Here is a 20,705-nt window from a genome sequence, read left to right on the forward strand (position 1 = left end):
AAGTTCACTTTCGTCTGGCACCCCTCTCCTAGAGGGGAGGGGCTGGGGGTGGGGGTGGGGTCAATTAAAAGAACGTTCTTCCTACTTTCGCATACATCCTCTAACTCTCTGAAATGAAGAAAAAGGTAGTCCTCGCCTATAGCGGCGGCCTCGACACGTCCTACTGCGCCGTGTATTTGTCGCGCGAACTTGGGCTGGAAGTCCACACGGTAATTGTGAATTCGGGCGGTTTCTCGCCCGAGGAATTGGCCGCTATTGAAAAGCGTGCCTACGAATTGGGTTCCACCACGCACGAAGTTATCGACGTGACGGAGCGATTCTACCACGAGTGTGTGCGCTACCTGATTTTCGGGAATATTCTAAAGAACGACACGTACCCGCTGAGCGTGAGTGCCGAGCGCATGTTCCAATCGCTGGCTATTGCCGAGTACGCCCGCAGCACCGGGGCCGAGTACATTGCCCACGGCAGCACCGGCGCCGGCAACGACCAAGTGCGCTTCGACGTGGCATTTGCGGTCATCGCGCCCAATACGGAAATCATCACGCCCATTCGTGACCTGAAACTTTCGCGCCAGCAGGAAATTGAGTACCTGCAACAGCAGGGCTTCGAGATGAGCTGGGAGAAGGCGAAGTATTCTATCAACGTGGGTATTTGGGGCACCAGCGTAGGCGGCGTTGAAACGCTGACTTCGCGCCAGGCGCTACCCGAATCGGCCTACCCTACCCAACTCACGCAGACCGAGCCGACGAACGTGGAAATCACCTTCGAGAAGGGCGAACCCGTAGCGCTGAACGGCGAGCAGATGGCACCTGTGGCACTCATCCAAAAGCTCAACGAGTTGGCTGGTCAATATGCCATTGGCCGCGACACGCACGTGGGCGACACCATTCTGGGCATCAAAGGCCGTGTGGGCTTCGAGGCACCCGCTCCGCTGATCTTGCTGAAAGGACACCACTTATTGGAAAAGCATACCAGCTCGCGCTGGCAGCAGATTCATAAGGAATACGTGGCCAACTGGTACGGCACCCTACTCCACGAGGCTCAATACCTCGACCCGGTGATGCGCGACTTTGAGGCATTGCTGGAATCGTCGCAGGAGCGGGTGTCGGGCAAGGTGTTCGTGACGCTGAAGCCCTACCAGTTCGAACTGCAAGGCATCGAGTCGAAATACGACATGATGCAGTCCAAAGTGGCGACCTACGGCGAGGAAAACAACGCTTGGGATTCGCGCGACGCGCGGGGCTTCATCAAGATTTTCAGCAACCAACTGCGGATTCACAGCTCGTTCAACGAGTAACCCCACCCCCTAGCCCCACTCCCCTTGATGCGGAGAATCCTTCGGGAGAGGGGGACTAGTTTCTACCTTTTAGTTTTTAGTCCTAACTGTTGTTCACGCCGCCGTGCCTCCCCCTCTCCCGGAGGATTCTCCGCATCAAGGAGAGTGGGGCCGGGGGGTGGGGTCCACCTAGGAGGGCGACTAGACCATGCAAAATCACAACATCAAAGTCGGCATTGTGGGCGGCGCTGGCTACACGGCCGGGGAGCTGATTCGCATTCTGCTGCACCACGAATACGCGGAGTTGAGCGCCATCGTCAGCTCGTCCAACGCTGGCAATCCCGTCTACCAAGTCCACGACGACCTGGTAGGCGACACCGATCTGCGGTTTGCCTCGGAGCTGGCTGGCGATGAGGACGTGGTGTTCCTGTGCCTAGGCCACGGCAACTCTAAGGCGTGGCTGGAAAAAAGCAACTTGCCCGAAACTACCCACATCATCGACCTCAGCAACGACTTCCGCCTGGAAGCCGACGCCGAGTTTGAAGGTAGGGAGTTTGTGTACGGTTTGCCCGAGATGAACCGCAGCCGCATTCAACAGGCGCAGAGCATTGCCAATCCGGGGTGCTTTGCCACGGCTATTCAGCTGGCGCTTCTACCCCTGGCGGCGGCAGGTAAGCTCACGGATGCGGTGCACGTCTCGGCCATTACCGGTAGCACCGGCGCGGGCCGCGAGCTGACCGAAACCACGGGTTTCACTTGGCGCACGGGCAACATCTCCATTTACAAGCCTTTCAAGCACCAACACCTGGGCGAGATTGGGGAGAGTCTGCGGTACCTCCAGCCCCAGGCCGAGGTCGAGGTCGACATCAACTTCATTCCCTACCGCGGCAACTTCACGCGGGGCATCTTCGCCAGCGTCTACACGCCGTCGGAGCTGAGCCAGGACGAGGCGCGGGAGCTATATCGGAATTTCTATGCTGATGCGGTATTTACTACGGTTTCGGATAAGGAAATCCACCTGAAACAGGTAGTGAACACCAACAAATGCCTGTTGCACGTGCAGAAATTTAGCAAGCAATTGCTCATCACCTCGGCTATAGATAATCTGATTAAAGGCGCTTCGGGGCAGGCGGTGCAGAATATGAATTTGCTTTTTGGGCTACCAGAAACGACGGGGCTAGGATTGAAGGCGGCGTTGTTTTAACAGCTCGGATACCCTAGGGTTAAAACCCTGGGCTACGTAACGAAATTTGCCGAAATGCTGATTAGCCCAGGGCTTCTACCCTGGGTACCAGAACGGCGCTAACTGCTTATCATCATGGACCTCTTCAACGTTTATCCGCTCGTCAACATCACGCCCGTACGGGCGTTTGGGGCGAAGCTGTGGGCCGACAACGGGCAGGAATACCTCGACTTCTACGGCGGCCACGCCGTGATTTCCATCGGCCACAGCCACCCGCACTACGTGCTGCGCCTCACCGAGCAGCTTCAGAACCTAGGCTTCTACTCCAACTCGGTGCAGATTCCGATTCAGCGGGAGCTGGCGCAGAAGTTGGGCGAGGTGTCGGGCTACCCGGAGTATGGGCTGTTTTTGTGCAACTCGGGCGCCGAGGCCAACGAGAATGCGCTGAAACTGGCATCGTTCCACACGGGCAAGAGCCGAGTTGTTGCCTTTAAAGGTGCATTCCACGGCCGTACGTCGGGCGCGGTGGCGGCTACGGATAACCCGAAGATTGTGGCGCCTTTCAACGCTAACCACGCCGTGAGCTTCCTACCCTACGACTTGGCCGAGGTGGAGCAAGCCCTGCAAGCGGGCGATGTATGCGCCGCTATCATCGAACCTATTCAAGGGGTAGGCGGCATCATCATGCCTTCAGACGACTTCTTACGCGGACTAGCCGAGCTGTGCAAGCAATATGGCGCCCTGCTGATTGCTGATGAAGTGCAGTGCGGCTACGGCCGCAGTGGCAAGTTCTTCGCGCATCAGTGGGCAGGCATTCAGCCCGACGTTATTTCGGTAGCGAAGGGCATGGGCAACGGTTTTCCTATCGGCGGCATTCTGATTGCCCCTACCCTGAAAGCTTCGTATGGGCTGCTGGGCACTACCTTTGGCGGCAACCACCTGGCTTGCGCTGCCGCACTGGCCGTGCTGGAAGTCATTGAGCAGGAAAACCTGGTGGAGCACGCGCATGAGATGGGCGACTACTTGCGTCAGGAGCTAGAAGCCAACGCCGGCGCTGAGGAAATCCGCGGTCGGGGTTTGATGCTAGGCATCAAGTACAACTTCCCCGTGAAAGAGGTGCGCGACAAGCTGCTCACGGAGCACCACATCTTTGTAGGCAATGCCTCCGACCCCGGCGTGCTGCGCCTACTGCCGCCGCTGAATATCACAAAGGAGGAAGTAGACCGGTTTTTGGAAGCGCTGTATACACTTATTCCGGCGGAGGCGAGGAAGTAAGCGACTTGTGGCCTAACTTGCAGCCCCAATGAGTAGCACGACGAAGCTCACGAGCCACGCTCCCCTTCTGATTAGCTGCACGCTGCCATTGGCCACCAGTACGCAGCAGCCGGCTGGTTCTTTCCTTGAAAGAACGGCCATTCCTTTTTCCTTCCCGCAGTCGTGCCCGCCCGACTTCCCGATGCCTGACATCCGGAAGCGGCAGTGCGCGGGGCCTCGTGAAACGCATTCCTTTGCTCCCGTTTGGCTTTCATCCTGCTTCGGCTGGAACAGACCCCTGATTTTCGGTCCTGTTCCAGCCGAAAAAATATCGGGGCGTTTCCAAAGGCTGGCTGAGGACAAGCGGCGCCCCCGCCAGATGCTCGGCACGGGAGATAAATTGACGCATTTTGCTCCGATGGTAAGGTTCCGATCAGTATTGAGTGAGACGATGGCGCACCTGCCACTTCAGCCTACTGCAACATAGAAGAAAGCGGCCTGCCTGACTACCGCAGAAATTAAATAACAGAGTAAACCCTTTTACGCAAAACAGAGTGGAAAACGCTAAATCGGTGAAGCTGGTGCTGGAAGACGGCACCGAAATTCAGGGCAAATCCTTCGGCGCCTTCACATCGGCCGCGGGCGAAGTCGTATTCAGCACAGCCATGACTGGCTACCCCGAAAACCTCACGGATCCGTCGTTTGCCGGGCAGATTCTGGTGCTCACCTACCCGATGGTAGGCAACTACGGCGTACCCGGCGAGGACCTATATGAGTCTATTTCCAAGATTTTCGAGTCGGATAAGATTCACATTGCCGGGTTGGTAGTGAACTACTACTCCGAGGAGCACAGCCACTGGCACGCCGCCAAGAGCCTGGGCGACTGGCTGTCGGAATACAACATCCCCGGCATTTTCGACGTGGATACGCGCCTGCTCACCAAGAAGCTGCGCGAGAAAGGCGCCATGCTGGGCAAAATCGTGGCCGCGGAAGATGTGGAATTGCACGACCCCAACCAGGACAACCTGGTAGCCCAGGTGAGCCCCTCTGAGGTGAAGCACTACGGCAGCGGCAAAAACAAAATTGTGCTGGTCGACTGCGGCACCAAGACCAACATCATCCGCTGCTTCCTGGAGCGCGATGTGGAGCTGATTCGCGTACCATGGGACTACGACTTCACCCAGCTCGACTACGACGGCCTGTTCCTCAGCAACGGCCCCGGCGACCCGAAGATGTGTGAGGCGACCATCGGCCACCTCCAAACCGCCTTGCAGCAAGACAAGCCCATCTTCGGCATCTGCCTGGGCTCCCAGCTTATGGGCCTAGCCGCGGGCGGCGACACCTTCAAGCTGAAATACGGCCATCGCAGCCACAACCAGCCTGTCCTACTCACGGGCACCAAGCGCAGCTACATCACCAGCCAAAACCACGGCTTCGCGGTAGACACCGACACCCTACCTGCCGAGTGGGAGATGCTGTTCGAAAACCTCAACGACGGCACTTGCGAAGGCATCAAGCACAAAACCAAGCCGTTCTTCTCCACTCAGTTTCACCCTGAAGCCGCCGGTGGGCCCCAGGACACGGAGTTTATGTTTGATGATTTTTTGAAGGCGGTAGAGGAATATAAGGCTACTGTAGCGACAAATTAGAACGTCATGCTGAGCTTGTCGAAGCATCTCTACCGCTTCGTTGAATAGTATCTGGCGAAGCGGTAGAGATGCTTCGACAAGCTCAGCATGACGTTCTGAAACATATGGTATGTACGTCTACATCCTGACCAATCCTACCCAAACTGTCCTCTATATCGGCGTCACCAACGACCTCACGCGACGACTTTACGAGCACAGCAACGGCCGGGGTGAAGCTGGAAAATTCACCGGACGGTATCAAGCAGATTTGTTGGTATACTTCGAATTGTGTCCGGATGCTACCCAAGCCATTGCGCGAGAAAAGCAGTTGAAAGGCTGGACACGCGCGAAGAAAGATGCACTGATTCATGCATTCAACCCTACCTGGCAACCCATTGATTTAGAAACGTGGGCAGGCTGCCCCCAACGAAGCGGTAGAGATGCTTCGACAAGCTCAGCATGACGTTCTGATAACTCCTTCGCCTACGTTCTTTTCGAATACAATCCCCAGAATGAACAAACCACAAAAAGTCCTGGTCCTTGGCTCGGGCGCGCTGAAAATCGGCGAGGCCGGCGAATTTGACTACTCCGGCTCGCAGGCCCTGAAGGCCCTGAAAGAGGAAGGCATCCGCACCATCCTCATCAACCCCAACATCGCCACCGTGCAGACGTCGGATAACATTGCCGACGACGTGTACTTCCTGCCCGTGACGCCTTACTTCGTGGAGGAGGTCATCAAAAAGGAGCAGCCCGATGGCATTCTAGTAGCCTTTGGCGGCCAAACGGCTCTGAACTGCGCCGTGGCCTTGTACCAAGGGGGAATCTTCGAGAAGTACAACGTGAAGGTGCTGGGTACGCCGGTGCAGAGCATCATTGACACCGAGGACCGCGACATTTTCAAGGATAAGCTCGACCAGATCGGCGTGCTCATTGCCCGCAGCCGGGCCGTGACGACCCTAGACGATGCGTTGAAAGCCGCCGAAGAAATCGGATACCCCATCATCGTGCGTGCGGCGTTTGCACTGGGTGGTTTGGGAAGTGGCTTCGCCAATAACGACGACGAGCTGCGGGCGCTGGCTGAAAAAGCCTTCACGACTTCCGACCAGATTCTAGTGGAAGAGTCGCTGAAAGGCTGGAAGGAAGTGGAGTACGAAGTAGTGCGCGACCAATATGACAACTGCATCACGGTCTGCAACATGGAAAACTTCGACCCCATCGGTATTCACACCGGGGAAAGCATCGTGGTGGCCCCGTCGCAGACGTTGAGCAACCGCGAGTACCACAAGCTGCGCAGCATCGGCATCAAGACCATTCGCCACCTGGGCATTGTGGGCGAGTGCAACATTCAGTACGCCCTCGACCCATTTTCCGAGGAATACCGCGTGATTGAGGTGAATGCGCGCCTGTCGCGCTCCTCGGCGCTGGCTTCCAAGGCCACGGGCTATCCGCTGGCGTTTGTAGCTGCTAAGCTGAGCTTGGGCTACGCACTGTCGGAGCTAAAAAACAGCGTGACGCAGACCACTTCGGCCTTCTTCGAGCCGGCTTTGGACTACGTGGTATGCAAGCTGCCGCGCTGGGACTTAGGCAAATTCTCGGGCGTGGCGCGCCAGATTGGCAGCAGTATGAAGAGCGTGGGCGAGGTGATGAGCATCGGCAAATCATTTGAAGAAGCCATTCAGAAGGGCCTGCGGATGCTGGATACCGGCAAGCGCGGCTTCGTGGGCAATGCCGCTGAAACCGTGGACAACGCTACCCTCGACAAGCTACTGAGCGAGCCGAACGAGGAGCGCATTTTCGCTATTAATCTGGCCTTCGAGGCGGGGTATACCATCCAGCAGGTGCACGATCTGACCAAGATTGACCTGTGGTTCTTGCAGCGCCTCTACACCATCTTTGAGCTGGGAAACCAGGTAGGTGAACTGGATTCGGCCGATGCCTTACCCGCCGAGCTGCTGCGCGAAACCAAGAAAGCCGGCTTCTCGGACCAGCAGCTGGCCGTGAAGCTCTACGGCAACCAAGATGTAAAAGCCAACGAGCTAATCGTACGCGAGCAGCGCAAGGCCTTGGGCGTGTTGCCCGTAGTGAAGCAGATTGACACGCTGGCCGCCGAATTCCCGGCTCAAACCAACTACCTCTACACCACCTACCACGGCACCGAAAACGACCTGGAACCCGAAACCGATAAGTCGGTGGTGGTGTTGGGCTCGGGCGTGTACCGCATTGGCTCGTCGGTGGAGTTTGACTGGTGCGGCGTGAATGCCGCCCAAACGGCAACCGAAGAAGGCTACAAGTCCATCATTATCAACTACAACCCCGAAACCGTTTCGACTGACTACGACGTCAGCGACCGGCTCTACTTCGAGGAGTTGAGCTACGAGCGGGTGATGGACATTCTGGATTTTGAGCAGCCTACTGGCGTCATTCTATCCACTGGCGGTCAGATTCCCAACAACCTCGCTACCCGCCTGGCCGACGCCGAGGTACCGGTGCTGGGCACTGCCCCCGCCCGCATCGACGAAGCCGAAAACCGTCACAAGTTCTCCTCCATTCTCGACGAGCTGGGCATTGCCCAACCGCGCTGGCGCGAGCTGACGACCCTGGATGCCGTGTATGAGTTTGTGCAGGAGGTAGGGTTTCCGGTGCTGATCCGACCGAGCTACGTGCTGTCGGGTGCGGCTATGAACGTGGTGTCTAACCGCGACGAGATGGAAGCCTACCTGGACCTCGCCTCGGCGGTTAGCGCCGAGTATCCGGTGGTGGTGTCGGAGTTTATTCAGGATGCCAAGGAAATTGAGCTGGATGCGGTGGCCGACCACGGCGACATTGTGAGCTACGCCATTTCCGAGCACGTGGAGTTTGCTGGCGTGCATTCCGGCGACGCCACCATGTACTACCCACCCCAGCGGGTGTACGTAGGCACGGTGCGCAAGCTGAAAACCATTGCCGAGCAAATTGCCAAGCGCTTCGAAATTAGCGGGCCTTTCAATATCCAATTCTTGGAGAAAAACGGCGAAATCCGCGTAATTGAGTGCAACCTGCGCGCCTCGCGCAGCTTCCCCTTCGTGTCAAAGATTTCGGGCCACAACTTTATCAAGAAGGCCACCAAAGTGCTGCTGGGCCTACCTGTGGAGCGCGACGCCAGCGAGCTAGTGTACGACTCTACCTTCGTGGGCGTGAAGGCCTCACAGTTCTCCTTCACGCGCCTGCAAGGCGCCGACCCGGTGATGCGCGTGGACATGACCTCAACCGGCGAGGTAGGCTGCCTGGGCGACTCGCCGGAGGAGGCGCTACTGAAGTCGCTGCTGTCGGTGGGCTACCGTATTCCGAAGCAGTCGGTGCTGATTTCCGGCGGGCCAATTGCCTCCAAAGTGGCACTTCTATCCGCCGCGAAGTTGCTGGTGCAAAAGGGCTACACGCTCTACGCCACCCAGGGCACGCACCGCTTCTTCGCCGAAAATAGCGTGCCTTCCCAGCTTCTCTTCTGGCCCGATGACTATCAGGAACCGAACGTCATCAGCTACCTGCGCGAGAAGAAAATCGACCTAGTCATCAACATTCCCAAGAACCTGACCAAGGGCGAGCTGGACAACGACTACAAAATTCGCCGTACCGCCGTCGATTTCAACACGCCGCTGATTACGAACGCACGCCTGGCGAAGGCGTTTATCAAAGCGTTCTGCAAGCTGGAAATGTCGGATTTGAAGATCAAGAGCTGGAACGAATATAAGGCGCAGTAACAGTCGCCCTACTTAGTTTACTGATTTAATAAAAGCCCTGCTATCTGATGATAGCAGGGCTTTGTGTATACTATGACACCTTAATCCAACGACCGTTCGCGGAACAGCACGAAGCCGATGTGCGCAAACACGCTAAACTGCCGGGTAGGCGCGTCGTAATGAATGAATTGCAGCGAGGCCGGGCCAACGGGTGTTTGGTACACGAAGCCCGTCATGGCCGTGAAGTAGGGACGGCTGATGGCCGGACCACGTTGCGCCAGCAGTGGGTTGACCTCCTGCCGTTCCCAGGGGCGCACCAGCACGTGCACGTAGCCTTCGGTGCGCCACTCCAGCGAACCTACAATAGCCTTGATGTAGCGCAGGCCCGCCGCGGCGTAGGCCGTGCCCCGGTAGCGGTCCAGGAAGATGGTACGCGAATCAGGCAGGGGCAGGAAGGCGGGGGCCATCGTCAGGGAGGCGCGGTAGTTGGCAAAGCGCCCTTGCGTACTGATCTGCGACTCTACCAGGTAGCCCCAGGCGTGCACCCTACTGCCTACCGAATCGGTTTTATTGAACGTGAAATACTGCTCGTTGTAGATACCCAGCTTCACCCATTGATGGTTGCGGCTAAGGCCCTGCAAACTGTCGGCGGTGCTGCCGGGCGCGTATTTTTCCCGCGCCGCCACACCCCGGAAACCAAACTCTACGCGCCGGCCACTTACGGCATATTGACGGCGGTTCAGGGAGTTGCGCTCGAAGCGGATAGCGCCGGTAGCACCCTGTAGGCGGTCTTGGTCCAGGGTGGCGCTGGTGTTGATGTCGCTGGTGTTGGCAAATCGGTCGCGGTTGGTGAAGGCGCCTACGCTCAGCACGTAGCGGCTACGGTAGTTGGGACTGATGCCTACCTGCAGGTAGGTTTTGAGGTCGCGTTGCTGGAGCTGGGTGTTTTGGGCCGAGGCACCCAACAAACCACCCGTATCCTGGTAGTTGAAATTGTTGAACGTAATCGTTGGCTCGAAGTAAATGGGCGTATTGCCGGGAATACTGATGCGGAACGAGCCCCGCGCCCCGTTGTAGAAACGGCCAATGGTAGCATCGGCCCGCACCGAGTATAGGTACTTATTGAGGTAGCGGTAGCCCAGGCCCAGATAGATATTGCTCATGGAGCGCGTAGAGAGCAGCACGCCCAGGTCAGTGGTCAGATTGGAATTTTGGCGCGCGTCCACGTTCAACACGTAGCCTTTCAGCTGGTTGTTGTAGTTGATACGGGGGTACACGTTGTTGAAGAAATCGTTGTTAACCAAGCGGTAGTACCCCTCCTCAATATCGCTAGGGGAGTAGCTGGACCCCGTTTTTTGGAAGAAACGGCGCACAAAACCTTGCTGGCGTTGAGGTAGGCCTTGCACGTCGATACGTTTGAATACCGGGCGAGGAGCTTGTTCCTGAAAAGCCCGGCGCCGCGCCTGTAGCGCCACAGTATCCTCGCGCCGCTGAATGCGTTCCAGAAGCAGCGGAAGCTTGCGCTCGGCGGCCTGCGTGCCGTACTGAATCAATTGCTTTACCCTGTTGAAGTCAGCCGCCGTGATATCGTTCAGATTGGGCTGAATATAGATGCCATTTGGGCCTACCGATGTGGTATCGGCTACGTTGGAACCCAGGAATATCAGCGTGCTGGCCAGTAATTTATCGTCTTTCCCCTTAGGATATTTATTGAAGGCGACATCACCTACGTTCACCCCAATCATGATGTCGGGCTTGAACTCGTTCCGCATCACATCCGTCGGGAAGTTATCCACCACGGCTCCATCAAACAGGTAGCGCCCATCTTCCTGCCGGATAGGCCGGAACGCCAGCGGAAACGCCATCGAATTGCGCACAGCATCGGAGAGAGAACCACTCTTCTGCACCACTTTCTCGCGGGTGAACACCTCCGAGGCCACGCTACGGTAGGGCACCAGCAGGTTATCGAAGTTGTAGTTGGCAATGGCGCCAGCGGGTGCCAGCATGGTAGCCAGCACATAGTTGAGGGTCACGTCGTTGACGAGCTTAGGCGTCACGCGGGTTTTCAGCGTCGAGTCGATGGCCAGGCGCAGGTGCAGGGCAGCGGGCGTGGGGTCGATGTCGTAATAATTGTAGACTTTGCCCTCCACCGGCGAGCCATTCACCCAGTTCTGGAACTCTGGCTTCAGTACAATTTCTTCAATCTCGTCGGGCGAATAGCCGGCCGCGTACATGCCGCCTACAATGGCGCCCATGCTAGTGCCCACAATGTAGTCGATGGGGATACGGTTTTGCTCCAGCACGCGCAACACGCCCACGTGTGCCAGGCCTTTGGCGCCGCCGCCACTAAGTACAAGACCTACCTTTTGGGCGTATACTGAGTTTAGCAGGCTCAGCAGCAGGGCAACAAGTAAACAGAACTGTTTCTTCATATAGTTATATGGAAAGGCTGCAACATCGGCAGTGGGTTTCGTACGCAGCCGACGGAACCGGGTTGTGCCCGGCTTTCGCTACACCACCAAACGGTTTGCTACTCGACTGTTATACGAAAGCCCGACGAGCTTACGTCGGGCTTCGCAAGTTGTATACCACAGCGTGTTATGGAGCCAGCCAATAGCCAACAGAGGTTGGCAGATTGCGCAGAATCGTAAACAACACGACCCCACCTACCGTCAACCAACCAAACCAGACGCTATACAGAAAGGAGGTTCTGCGGGCCGATGCTCCGCCGCGCAGCCAAGCTTCTTCGAAGGCGCCTACCACCACCACCGGCGCATAGCCTACGGCCAGCAAATTGTAGTGGACCGCCTGCCCTACCCTACCGTGCAGTAGCGCGTGCAAGGCGCGTTGGGTGCCACAGCCAGGGCAGTGCAGCCCCGTTAGCCAGTGCACCGGGCAGCGTGGGAAAGGGTAGTGCGCCGGATCGAGGCGAAAGTATAGGAGTAGAAGCCCTACCCCACCCAACACCAGTAGGCTGGCCAGCTTACCCCATCGCGGCTCAGCAGACTCGTTCACAACTACTTAGTTACCAGACCCCAATCCGTTTAGCATTGCTAAACCACCGAACAGGAAAACGAACGCCAGGTAGGCAACGGTGCCCGCAATGCTCACAAAGAAGCCAATCTTCGTCCATTTACCAGCTTGCTGCGAAGCGTGTAAGGCGCCGTCACGGTCGCCAGCAGCCCAGCGGGAATTAACGTTGGCCGCATTCACGATGCCTGCAATACCAAAGGGTAGGCAACAAAAAATCGTAACCAGAATAGACTCAACCAGCCAGTTTTTGGGAGGTGGGCCGCTCGGGGTAAATCCGGTAGGCGAAGTGTAGGTATTTTCCATAGAAGTGAAAAAGGGATAAATGGAGTATAAGTGCGAAATAAGGTAGAGAATCCAGGGCAAACCACCAATTTGTGGCGCTACTGGTTAGTCCTCATGGCCGGGTACGTATAGGGTTGGTGCCTGCTGACGAGCTGCTTCCTGGGCTAAGCGCTCCTGCTCCTTGGCTGAGGGTGTGCGGGGCAGCTTGTCCAGATCGGGCTGACCGGCATCCACCCAGCATGTGTACCAAAAAGCCGCTACCAGACGCACAGCCTGGCGCATGCGGCGCTCTACTTGCCCATTGAGCTGGCGGTGGTAGGCGCGCGCAAAATCGCGGGAGTAGGTCCGGATGGTCTGGCCGCCCCGCTCCTCGTAGCCATACTTGCGGTCGGCGGCAAACAGCAGCGTCTGTTCCTGCTCGAAGCGCAGGACTGAATCGACGGCGGCGTGCGAAGCGGCCACGGCCTGCCAGATGGCCTCCGTAGGTCGGTCGAGGTAGGCAGCCTGGCCTACCATCAGGTCGAAGTCGGTGCTCAGCAGCTCCGGCAAGCGGCTTTCCCACAACCCATGAATGCCGCGCTGACCCGTGAACTGGCCATTGTAGTTGCGAGTGGTATGCAGCGGCACGCAGGCATCGGCTACGTAGTGGCCCAGGTCGGCGGAGAGGTGCAGGATGCGGTCGGTGTTGTGCTCCCGGAAGGCGGCCGTGAGTTGGCCTTTCATCTGGGCTACCTGCCAGGGCACAATGCCGTGTCGCATCAAGGAATCTTCGCCGTAGCGGGCCACAGCATCGGCAAAATTGCGGGGTAGGCCGTTTTTGGTGAGGGCCGAATCGCCGTACACGTCCACATCCAGGAAGTGGCGGGCGGCCTCGCCGGGCACCACTGTGCGGCGCGAGTCGGGCCGGGTGGCGTTTTCGGTGAGGTAGTCGATGTTGGCTTTGTAGAAACCAATCATTTCGCGGGGTAGGGTAAGCACCGCCAGCCGGTTAATCAGTCGGTGGCTGAAGAAGCCCCAGGCGTGGGTAGGTGCGGTGGGTAGGAATACTAAAGATAGTGCAAGTAGAATAGTGGCAATTCTCATTTTCAAGAGACATAAACTTGACAATAGCACCAGGGATAATATTGTACCAAGTTCTTTGTCGGCGCTGATGCTGTGCAGTTTAGCGCTTATATTCTCCCACCATTTTACGCTATTATTTCACTGAACCCTACCTAGTATGTATATCCCTGCTCCCGTTCGTTTGTTGGTACCCTTGCTGACACTGTTAGTAGGTTGCCAGCAGAAGCCGCAGTATCCTTATCTGATAAAAATTGCGGGCTCCGAACTACCGAATCGACAGTTAGTAAAATTGAAGTTCCGGCCTTCTTTTCAGCAGATAGACAGTGGGTATATTAAAGATCACCAATTAGTATTGAGAGGAACCATTACGCAACCTGGCGTTTACGAAATTGATTATCTCGATAAGGCGGTGAACAGCATTCTGCACGTTGCGTTATCCCTACCCACTGACTCGGTGCAAGTAACTATAGCACCCACGACTGATCGAAAACGCACGTTTTATCAACTGTACCAGCAGCATAATATAGGCTCTTACCTGGCTTATGCGACAGTCTTTTCTACTTCACCCAAACAAACAGAGCTAAATCGCTACTACTACCTGAACGATAGCCTCTGGAACAAATTTTTTGTAGATAAAGACCTGCTCACTGCAAAGCTGCTCCAAACCTACGATTCTGGCAACCGGGCGTTGGTAGAGCAGTGGTCCGACTCAGCACGACTCTTCAAAGAACGTTTTCCGAATTACATGGCCCAGTCGTCTGTGCTATTTGCGCAGCAGTATCCCCATTCCAACCTCACGGCGTATGTGCTGTTACAGAACAGCAATCATACCCAATCCCGCAAAGCAATCCGGCCCTACTATCGTGCCCTACCCGACTCGCTGAAGCAAAGCTATTATGGCAAGCTGCTGACCAAGGAATTCGAACAACCAGAGAAGTAGCCCTAATCTCCCTTATCCCGTACCAGCCGAAACAGCGTGTCGCGGTAGGTTTCGCCTACCGGAATGGTGTGGTCTGCAATGTAAATGGTGTTGCCATCTACCATCCGAATTTTGTCTAGCGACACCAGGTAGGACTTGTGCACCCGCAGAAACGGCGGCTGCGGTAGCTGCTCGCTCAGGTCTTTCAGGGTTTGGTAGGTGACCACGCGCTGCCCCGGCGTCACGATGGACACGTAGTTTTTCAGGGCCTCTACGTAGAGAATGTCGGCGTAGTCGAGGCGCAGAAACTTGTTCTTGCTTTCGCCTTTCACAAACAGGGAACTGCCTATAGACGGCGCCGCTGGCGTAGGCGCGGACGGCGGAACCACAGCGGCCGGTGCGGGCAGTAGCGCCTGCGCCTTTTGCACGGCCCGCAGGAACCGGTCGAAGGCAATAGGCTTGAGCAGGTAGTCTACCACATCGTGCTCGTAGCCTTCTAGGGCATACTCTGGGTAAGCAGTGGTAAGCACCACTTTGCACCGGTGGCCGCAAATCTTTAGGAACTGCAGGCCCGTCAACTCCGGCATCTGAATATCCAGAAATACCAGATCAACGCGCCCCTCTTGCACCCAGTGCAGCGCCTCAATAGGATTGGTAGTAGTGCCTACCAGCGTAAGCGTCGGAATTTTCTGAATGTAGCTGGCTAGCAACCGAGTAGCGTAAGCTTCATCATCAACGGCAATACAGCGGAGCATAAGAACGGGGTAGTAAATAGGTAGGCAAGAACGTTATTTCTCCCGTTGGTCGAAATGATGTGCTGATACAACGATGAAAGCTCTGAGAAACTGTTTGAGTTAGCTGAAAAGGTTGTTAGAACGGTGTAGAGACGCATACTTGCGTCTTGTCATCTGCGCCATGCGGGCGAAATCGTTCGACGACGAGACGCAAGTATGCGTCTCTACACATTCATAGTTAACTCAAACAGCCTCTTATTCACAACGCCACCGTTAACCGAATGCTGTGCTGCCTACCATCGTCCTCAATCTGCAAGTCGTGCCGGTTAGGGTAGAGCAGTTCCAGGCGCCGTCGGATGTTGGCCAGCCCAATGCCCGTGGTGGCGTCTTTTTGGTGTTGGTTAATGAAGTTATGCACTTCAAATAGTAGTTGGTCGGGCGCAGGTAGGTGCAGGCTAATTTCCACCGGCTGATCGGCTCTGTTTACTACCCCGTGTTTCAGAGCATTTTCTACGAAGGGAATCAGCAGCAGCGAGGCTACCCGCTGCCCCGCCACGGCGGAGCCCGTTTGCCGGAATTGCACGAAGAACTTGTCCTCGAATCGCAATTGATGAATAGTTAAGAAGTTATGTACGTAGCCTACCTCCTTTTCGAGGTCTACCCGCCCATCGGGGCTTTCGTGCAGCATGTAACGCATCAGATCGGAGAGGCGCAGCACCGCCTCGGCCAACGGCTCCGATACGAGGTAAGCCTCGGCGTAGAGGTAATTCAACGTGTTGTAGAGAAAGTGAGGGTTGATCTGGGTTTTCAGGAAGGCCAGTTCGGCCTGCGTTTTTTCTTGTTGCAAGGCCTGCAAAGCCACTCGGTTTTCGCGCTCCTTTTCACGCAGCAGCGTGTCGCGCACGCCTACGGCCGCTCCGGCCAGCACGACCGTCGGCGCCAGGAAATAGAGGTTGTCCTTGAGGTAGTACAGCAGCGAAGTGCCGGGCGTATAGTTGCGGAAACCGAATAGCAGCGGCAGCAGCAGCTCTTCGAGCAGGTAGCGGGTGCCCGCAAATACCACCGGTGTACCCAACACGCCCAGCACTACCACCAGCCAGCGCCCCCGCTGTACACCCTGCGGAAATACGAACAGGTAGCAGTAATAGAACAAACTCATAAAGCTGAGCCAGAAGGTGAGTTGCAACAGCAACGACTTACCCAATTCGAGCTTCGGTTTGCCCGTCAGCCAGATGCTGAGCAGGTCGTAGCCGATGAGCAGCGTCCATCCTACTGCCTGGTACAGAAATAGTCGTTTGCGGTTCATCCGTTAAAAATAGCGGAAGCCGTTGCGTCGGCGCCAGAATATTATCCCTACCCCTACCCTATGGCTACCAACCCCGCCCAACAGCGGACGAATGGGCTTGCTCTGCGTTTTCCGGCTTTAGCTCGATTTTCAGGTGGTTGGGATAATAAACTTCCTACCCCGCTAGGCGGCCGGCACCTTTGTGTCATCACTTCACCACTATCACCGATGACTACTCTCCGCTACTTCCGCCGCGCTCTTCTGGCCCTCTCGCTATTCGGCACCACCTTCGCTGCCACTGCACAAACTGCCCCACCGGCTACTGGCAAAATCAAAGTGTACATCGTGGGCACTTTTCACTTCAGCGGATCTACCAGCGACGTGGTGAAAGGCAGCAAAACCGATATGAGCACCCCCGAGAAACAACGGGAACTGGAGAAACTGATAAACAAGCTCCAAAAAACGCAGGCTGATAAAGTGTTTATCGAATGGGAGCCCACACGGCAACGCTTCGTGGACAGCACCTACGCGCTCTACCGCCAAAACCAGTTCACACTCGGCAACAACGAGGTGTACCAGGTAGGCTACCGCTTAGCCAAGAAGCTGAACCGCCCCCGCGTGTACTGCGCCGATGCCGACGGCGTATTCGACTACGATGCTACCAAGGCCTATGCTAAACAGCACGGACAGGAGCAAATCTTGAAAGACACCTTTTTGGAAGCACCACAAGATAGCGTTGGCCGCTTGATTAAGGCCCGTGTACGCACTGCCCCAAAGCCTTCTACCTATGCTTCCTCCAGCAATACGCTCCTGACTCAGTTTGCCCGCATGAACACCATAGCAGCCGATCAGGGCAATATGGATACTTATCTGCTCGAACTAGCCCGCGTAGGTGGCGGCCCCAATTATGCCGGCGCCGATTTGGCCGGCGAGTTCTTCAAGCGCAACGTGCGCATCTACAACAACTTACTCCGCGCCGTGGATGTGCAGCACGACAAAGCCATTGTGCTACTGATCGGCCAAGGTCACGTGGCTTTCTTGAAGTCGATTTTGCAATACAATTCTTTGTTTGAAGTGCAAGACGTACTGCCCCTACTCACCAGCAAGTAGGGCACACACAAACCGTCACGGCCCACCCGAAATACTTCGAGTGGGCCGTGACTATTGACTGTTCATGTATATATTAGTCTGTTTCTCTACCGCTGCTTTACCAGCGGAAAACGCATCCGGTAGTCGGCTTTCACGTCGCCTTTGCTGATGCGGGCGAGCTTGCCTTTGATGAACTGCTTTTTGAAGGACGAAATCTTATCCGTGAACAGCACACCTTCCAGGTGGTCGTACTCGTGTTGAATCACGCGGGCGGTCATGCCGGAGAAAGTTTCTTCGTGCGACTGCCGGTTTTCGTCCTCGTAGCGCAGTGTTACCACGGGCTGACGGTATACCATTTCGCGCACGCCCGGAATGCTCAAGCAGCCTTCTTCAAAGCCCCACTCCTCGCCTTCTTCGTGAATGATCTGCGGGTTGATGAAAGCGCGTTTCACGGGTTGAGCGGTAGCTTCCACTTGTACTGGTTCGCCGTTTTCGTCCTCCTCGTCTACCATCGGCGCCGAGTCAATCACGAACAAGCGCACGCTTTTGCCAATCTGGGGCGCGGCTAGGCCTACCCCGTGGGCGTAGTACATGGTATCGTACATATCGGCCACGAGCTGCTTTAGCTCATCAGCCGAAAAATCGGCGGGCAGGTCGCGGGCGCGAGCTTTTAAAACAGGGTCGCCGAAAGCAACAACAGGGTAAATCATCGGGATTCAAGGAAAGATTGCAAAATGATGGCCGCGCTGATGCGGTCCACCGTGGCTTTATCGCGGCGGGCTTTCTTGCCTAGTCCGCCGGCCAACATGGTAGCGTGCGCCATGCGTGAGGTAAACCGCTCGTCGACCTCGTGCACCGGCACCGCCGGAAACTCGCGCCGCAACTGCCGCACCAGTCCTACTACGGCGCTGGTGGCGTCGGTAGCCTCGTTGAGCAGGGTGCGCGGCATCCCTACCACCAAGGCCGCCAGTGGGTCGCGCTGGTGGTAGGCTTTCAGGTAGGCCAGCAGGTCTTTGCTGTGTACCGTATCCAACGGCGACGCAATGAGCTGCGAGGGGTCCGTTACCGCCAGGCCCACACGTTTGTGACCGTAGTCAATAGCAAGAATCCGACCCATCAGTACCTGTAAAAAACCACCCACCTGCGCCATATAGTTCCTCTTGGCATGGGTAGCACAAAGATACGATGGCCAAGCGGAACTGCCAGAATATTGCTATTGTCAGCCTGCTTTGATTAGATTTTCGATCAAACTATCTATGGGTAAATTATTAAAATTATAATTTTACTTAACCTATATAATACAACCCGATACTAGGATTTTTACGTAAATCAAAGAACAAAACAGCATGAATAGGTATTTAACAAGATCAAATTGTATTGTTATCTGAAATAGCTGTCTTTATTACACTATGGCGTTATTCTTGAAAAAGTTTTACTACACTTGAGTAGTTTAGCCGCTTCAGGATTGCATTATCGTCAGAACCGTTACGCCGCCTTTGCTTATGCCTGTTGAGCCGACCATTGCCCCTACCCCTCGCCCAGCTGTAGCACCCGAGCAGGCGCCCAACAACCGGCAATGGCAGGTACGGCAACCGTTGCTACTGGCTATTGTGCTGGTATGCGGCATTTTGGTGGGCGCCAACCCGTTCCGGCCATCCAGCCAGAATCCCGACGGTACCTCCCGCGGCTACCTCAAATTCAAGGAAATCCTGAGCTATGTGGACCGCGACTATGTAGACTCTGTGGATGCCGAAGCGCTATCGGATTACGCCATCAGCCGCATGCTGGAGCAGTTGGACCCGCATACAGTATTCATCCCGGCCCGCGAGCAGCAGCAGGCTTCGGTGCTGTTGCAGAGCGATTTTGATGGAGTAGGCGCCGAAGTCAACATCTTTCATGACACCGTAACGGTGGTAGCCCCGCTCAGCGGCGGCCCCGCCGAAATGGCCGGCCTCCTACCCGGCGACCGGCTCCTGCGCATCGGCGAAACCACGGTTTCGGGCAAGCACACGTCGCTTGAGTCGGTACTGGGCCTGCTGCGTGGCCCCCGCGGCAGCCGCGTGCCGCTGCTGGTGATGCGCCGTCATCAGCGCACGCCCTTCACGATGCTGGTAACGCGCAACCGCATTGCCAACAACTCGCTGGATGTGAGCTATATGCTAGACAACCAGACGGGCTTTATCAAAATCAGCCGCTTTGCCAGTGGTACGTTTGATGAGTTTAAGCAGGCGCTGGGCGACCTGCGCCGCCAGGGCATGACCCGCCTCGTGCTGGACCTGCGCGGCAACCCCGGCGGCTACCTCGACCGCGCCACCAAGATTGCCGATGAGTTTATCGGCGGTACCCGCAAGCTGGTGTACACCGATGGCAAGGGCGACCAGTTTGACACCCAAACCTTCGCCCGCGTAACCGGCGAGTTTGAGGAAGGTCCGCTCGTGGTACTGGTAGACGAAAACAGCGCCTCGGCCGCCGAGGTGGTAGCCGGCGCCCTGCAAGACCACGACCGCGCCCTGCTGGTAGGACGGCGTACCTTCGGCAAAGGCCTGGTGCAGCAGCCCATCACCCTCAACGACGGCTCGGAGTTACGCCTGACTATTGCGCGCTACTTCACGCCTTCAGGGCGCTGCATTCAGAAGTCGTACCAGGGTGGAGCAACGGCGTACGAGCAGGAGCTAGCCAACCGCCAGCGCCACGGTGAGTACCTGCACGCCGACAGCATCCACTTCGCTGACTCCCTGCGCTACCGCACAGCCCACGGCCGTACCGTGTACGGTGGCGGCGGCATCATGCCCGACCTCTTCGTGCCCTGCGATACGCTGCTGCAATCGGCTTATTACACTAAGTTGCAAAAGCTGAACCTGATCCGGGAGTTTGCTCTCAACTTCTACCAGGACCACCAAGCAGAGTTGGCTGGCCTGCGCTTCGAGCAGTTCAACCAGCAATTTCAGATTACGGACCAGCAGTTAAAAATGCTGGCTGCTCTGGCAGCTAAAGCTGGTACGCGTGCTTCCATCGCTGAGCAAAACCGTTCTGCTTTATTGCTGCGCACACAGTTGAAAGCACTTATAGCCCGTCATGCCTATGGCAACACGGCCTTTTATCAAGTAGCACAGCAGCAAGACGCTGAGTTGCTCCAAGCCATGCGCAGCTTTCAGAACGGCTCCGCGTTGCTTACGCAGAATTTAACTTCGATGAAGTAGAACAGCACACCGCAATAAAGGCAAAGGCCGTGTTTCTGTACAG

The 20,705-nt window shown here is 56.3% G+C and carries 17 protein-coding genes; 9 read left to right on the forward strand and 8 right to left on the reverse strand.

Annotation, left to right across the window (positions count from 1 at the left end):
* Window positions 1-113 precede the first annotated feature (113 nt).
* From argG to carB, 6 genes are all read left to right on the forward strand, one after another.
* Window positions 114-1,298 carry an argininosuccinate synthase gene (argG, locus tag J4D97_RS05250; protein WP_208306673.1) on the forward strand — a complete coding sequence of 395 codons (1,185 nt, stop codon included), beginning with the start codon at window positions 114-116 and terminating at the stop codon, window positions 1,296-1,298.
* Between the two features lie 187 nt (window positions 1,299-1,485).
* Window positions 1,486-2,481, forward strand: a complete 996-nt coding sequence (gene argC, locus J4D97_RS05255; protein ID WP_208306674.1) for an N-acetyl-gamma-glutamyl-phosphate reductase — start codon at window positions 1,486-1,488, stop codon at window positions 2,479-2,481.
* 114 nt (window positions 2,482-2,595) lie between these two features.
* Window positions 2,596-3,735, forward strand: a complete 1,140-nt coding sequence (locus J4D97_RS05260) for an aspartate aminotransferase family protein (RefSeq protein WP_208306675.1) — start codon at window positions 2,596-2,598, stop codon at window positions 3,733-3,735.
* A 533-nt stretch (window positions 3,736-4,268) separates the two neighbouring features.
* Entirely contained in the window at window positions 4,269-5,363 is a 1,095-nt protein-coding gene (gene carA / locus J4D97_RS05265) for a glutamine-hydrolyzing carbamoyl-phosphate synthase small subunit (RefSeq protein WP_208306676.1), read from the forward strand.
* 109 nt (window positions 5,364-5,472) lie between these two features.
* Entirely contained in the window at window positions 5,473-5,805 is a 333-nt protein-coding gene (locus J4D97_RS05270) for a GIY-YIG nuclease family protein (RefSeq protein WP_208306677.1), read from the forward strand.
* Window positions 5,806-5,854: 49 nt separating this feature from the next.
* Window positions 5,855-9,079: a carbamoyl-phosphate synthase (glutamine-hydrolyzing) large subunit gene (carB, locus tag J4D97_RS05275; protein ID WP_208306678.1), complete on the forward strand. Its 3,225-nt coding sequence runs from the start codon at window positions 5,855-5,857 to the stop codon at window positions 9,077-9,079.
* Window positions 9,080-9,159: 80 nt separating this feature from the next.
* Here carB and J4D97_RS05280 read toward each other — a convergent pair whose 3' ends face one another.
* The 4 genes from J4D97_RS05280 to J4D97_RS05295 form a co-directional block, all read right to left on the reverse strand.
* Entirely contained in the window at window positions 9,160-11,490 is a 2,331-nt protein-coding gene (locus J4D97_RS05280) for a patatin-like phospholipase family protein (RefSeq protein WP_208306679.1), read from the reverse strand.
* A gap of 166 nt (window positions 11,491-11,656) precedes the next feature.
* Window positions 11,657-12,073 carry a DUF2752 domain-containing protein gene (locus J4D97_RS23470; RefSeq protein WP_185281602.1) on the reverse strand — a complete coding sequence of 139 codons (417 nt, stop codon included), beginning with the start codon at window positions 12,071-12,073 and terminating at the stop codon, window positions 11,657-11,659.
* A gap of 6 nt (window positions 12,074-12,079) precedes the next feature.
* Window positions 12,080-12,394, reverse strand: coding sequence for a CD225/dispanin family protein (locus tag J4D97_RS05290; RefSeq protein WP_185281603.1), 315 nt, complete (start codon window positions 12,392-12,394; stop codon window positions 12,080-12,082).
* An 84-nt stretch (window positions 12,395-12,478) separates the two neighbouring features.
* Entirely contained in the window at window positions 12,479-13,456 is a 978-nt protein-coding gene (locus J4D97_RS05295; RefSeq protein ID WP_208306680.1) for a zinc dependent phospholipase C family protein, read from the reverse strand.
* 331 nt (window positions 13,457-13,787) lie between these two features.
* Here J4D97_RS05295 and J4D97_RS05300 point away from each other — a divergent pair, with 331 nt between their 5' ends.
* The gene (locus J4D97_RS05300; RefSeq protein WP_208306681.1) at window positions 13,788-14,375 is read left to right on the forward strand and encodes a hypothetical protein; all 588 of its coding nucleotides are present in this window, start codon (window positions 13,788-13,790) and stop codon (window positions 14,373-14,375) included.
* Between the two features lie 2 nt (window positions 14,376-14,377).
* On the opposite strand, the gene J4D97_RS05305 is transcribed toward J4D97_RS05300, so the two are convergent.
* Together J4D97_RS05305 and J4D97_RS05310 are read right to left on the reverse strand one after the other, a co-directional pair.
* Complete coding sequence (locus J4D97_RS05305; protein WP_208306682.1) at window positions 14,378-15,109, reverse strand: LytR/AlgR family response regulator transcription factor; 732 nt, start codon at window positions 15,107-15,109, stop codon at window positions 14,378-14,380.
* Between the two features lie 238 nt (window positions 15,110-15,347).
* Entirely contained in the window at window positions 15,348-16,394 is a 1,047-nt protein-coding gene (locus J4D97_RS05310; protein ID WP_208306683.1) for a sensor histidine kinase, read from the reverse strand.
* 207 nt (window positions 16,395-16,601) lie between these two features.
* Between J4D97_RS05310 and J4D97_RS05315 the strand changes: the two genes are divergently transcribed.
* Window positions 16,602-17,483: a DUF5694 domain-containing protein gene (locus tag J4D97_RS05315; RefSeq protein ID WP_208306684.1), complete on the forward strand. Its 882-nt coding sequence runs from the start codon at window positions 16,602-16,604 to the stop codon at window positions 17,481-17,483.
* A gap of 86 nt (window positions 17,484-17,569) precedes the next feature.
* Here J4D97_RS05315 and def read toward each other — a convergent pair whose 3' ends face one another.
* Both def and ruvX read right to left on the reverse strand, forming a co-directional pair.
* Window positions 17,570-18,172, reverse strand: coding sequence for a peptide deformylase (gene def / locus J4D97_RS05320; RefSeq protein ID WP_208306685.1), 603 nt, complete (start codon window positions 18,170-18,172; stop codon window positions 17,570-17,572).
* Window positions 18,169-18,579, reverse strand: a complete 411-nt coding sequence (gene ruvX, locus J4D97_RS05325) for a Holliday junction resolvase RuvX (RefSeq protein WP_187319241.1) — start codon at window positions 18,577-18,579, stop codon at window positions 18,169-18,171. The genes def and ruvX overlap by 4 nt, the downstream gene beginning before the upstream one ends.
* A gap of 385 nt (window positions 18,580-18,964) precedes the next feature.
* Between ruvX and J4D97_RS05330 the strand changes: the two genes are divergently transcribed.
* Window positions 18,965-20,662 carry a S41 family peptidase gene (locus J4D97_RS05330; protein ID WP_208306686.1) on the forward strand — a complete coding sequence of 566 codons (1,698 nt, stop codon included), beginning with the start codon at window positions 18,965-18,967 and terminating at the stop codon, window positions 20,660-20,662.
* Window positions 20,663-20,705: the final 43 nt, after the last annotated feature.

This window comes from Hymenobacter defluvii, from assembly GCF_017589435.1.
GTDB lineage: Bacteria > Bacteroidota > Bacteroidia > Cytophagales > Hymenobacteraceae > Hymenobacter > Hymenobacter profundi.

Coding starts and splice junctions, on each gene's coding strand:
- J4D97_RS05290 (WP_185281603.1), bottom strand. CDS start 12,394: ATGGAAAATACCTACACTTCGCCTACCGGATTTACCCCGAGCGGCCCA.
- J4D97_RS05330 (WP_208306686.1), top strand. CDS start 18,965: ATGCCTGTTGAGCCGACCATTGCCCCTACCCCTCGCCCAGCTGTAGCA.
- J4D97_RS05280 (WP_208306679.1), bottom strand. CDS start 11,490: ATGAAGAAACAGTTCTGTTTACTTGTTGCCCTGCTGCTGAGCCTGCTA.
- argC (WP_208306674.1), top strand. CDS start 1,486: ATGCAAAATCACAACATCAAAGTCGGCATTGTGGGCGGCGCTGGCTAC.
- J4D97_RS05310 (WP_208306683.1), bottom strand. CDS start 16,394: ATGAACCGCAAACGACTATTTCTGTACCAGGCAGTAGGATGGACGCTG.
- def (WP_208306685.1), bottom strand. CDS start 18,172: ATGATTTACCCTGTTGTTGCTTTCGGCGACCCTGTTTTAAAAGCTCGC.
- J4D97_RS05270 (WP_208306677.1), top strand. CDS start 5,473: ATGTACGTCTACATCCTGACCAATCCTACCCAAACTGTCCTCTATATC.
- J4D97_RS05305 (WP_208306682.1), bottom strand. CDS start 15,109: ATGCTCCGCTGTATTGCCGTTGATGATGAAGCTTACGCTACTCGGTTG.
- J4D97_RS05315 (WP_208306684.1), top strand. CDS start 16,602: ATGACTACTCTCCGCTACTTCCGCCGCGCTCTTCTGGCCCTCTCGCTA.
- J4D97_RS05260 (WP_208306675.1), top strand. CDS start 2,596: ATGGACCTCTTCAACGTTTATCCGCTCGTCAACATCACGCCCGTACGG.
- ruvX (WP_187319241.1), bottom strand. CDS start 18,579: ATGGGTCGGATTCTTGCTATTGACTACGGTCACAAACGTGTGGGCCTG.
- argG (WP_208306673.1), top strand. CDS start 114: ATGAAGAAAAAGGTAGTCCTCGCCTATAGCGGCGGCCTCGACACGTCC.
- J4D97_RS05295 (WP_208306680.1), bottom strand. CDS start 13,456: ATGAGAATTGCCACTATTCTACTTGCACTATCTTTAGTATTCCTACCC.
- carB (WP_208306678.1), top strand. CDS start 5,855: ATGAACAAACCACAAAAAGTCCTGGTCCTTGGCTCGGGCGCGCTGAAA.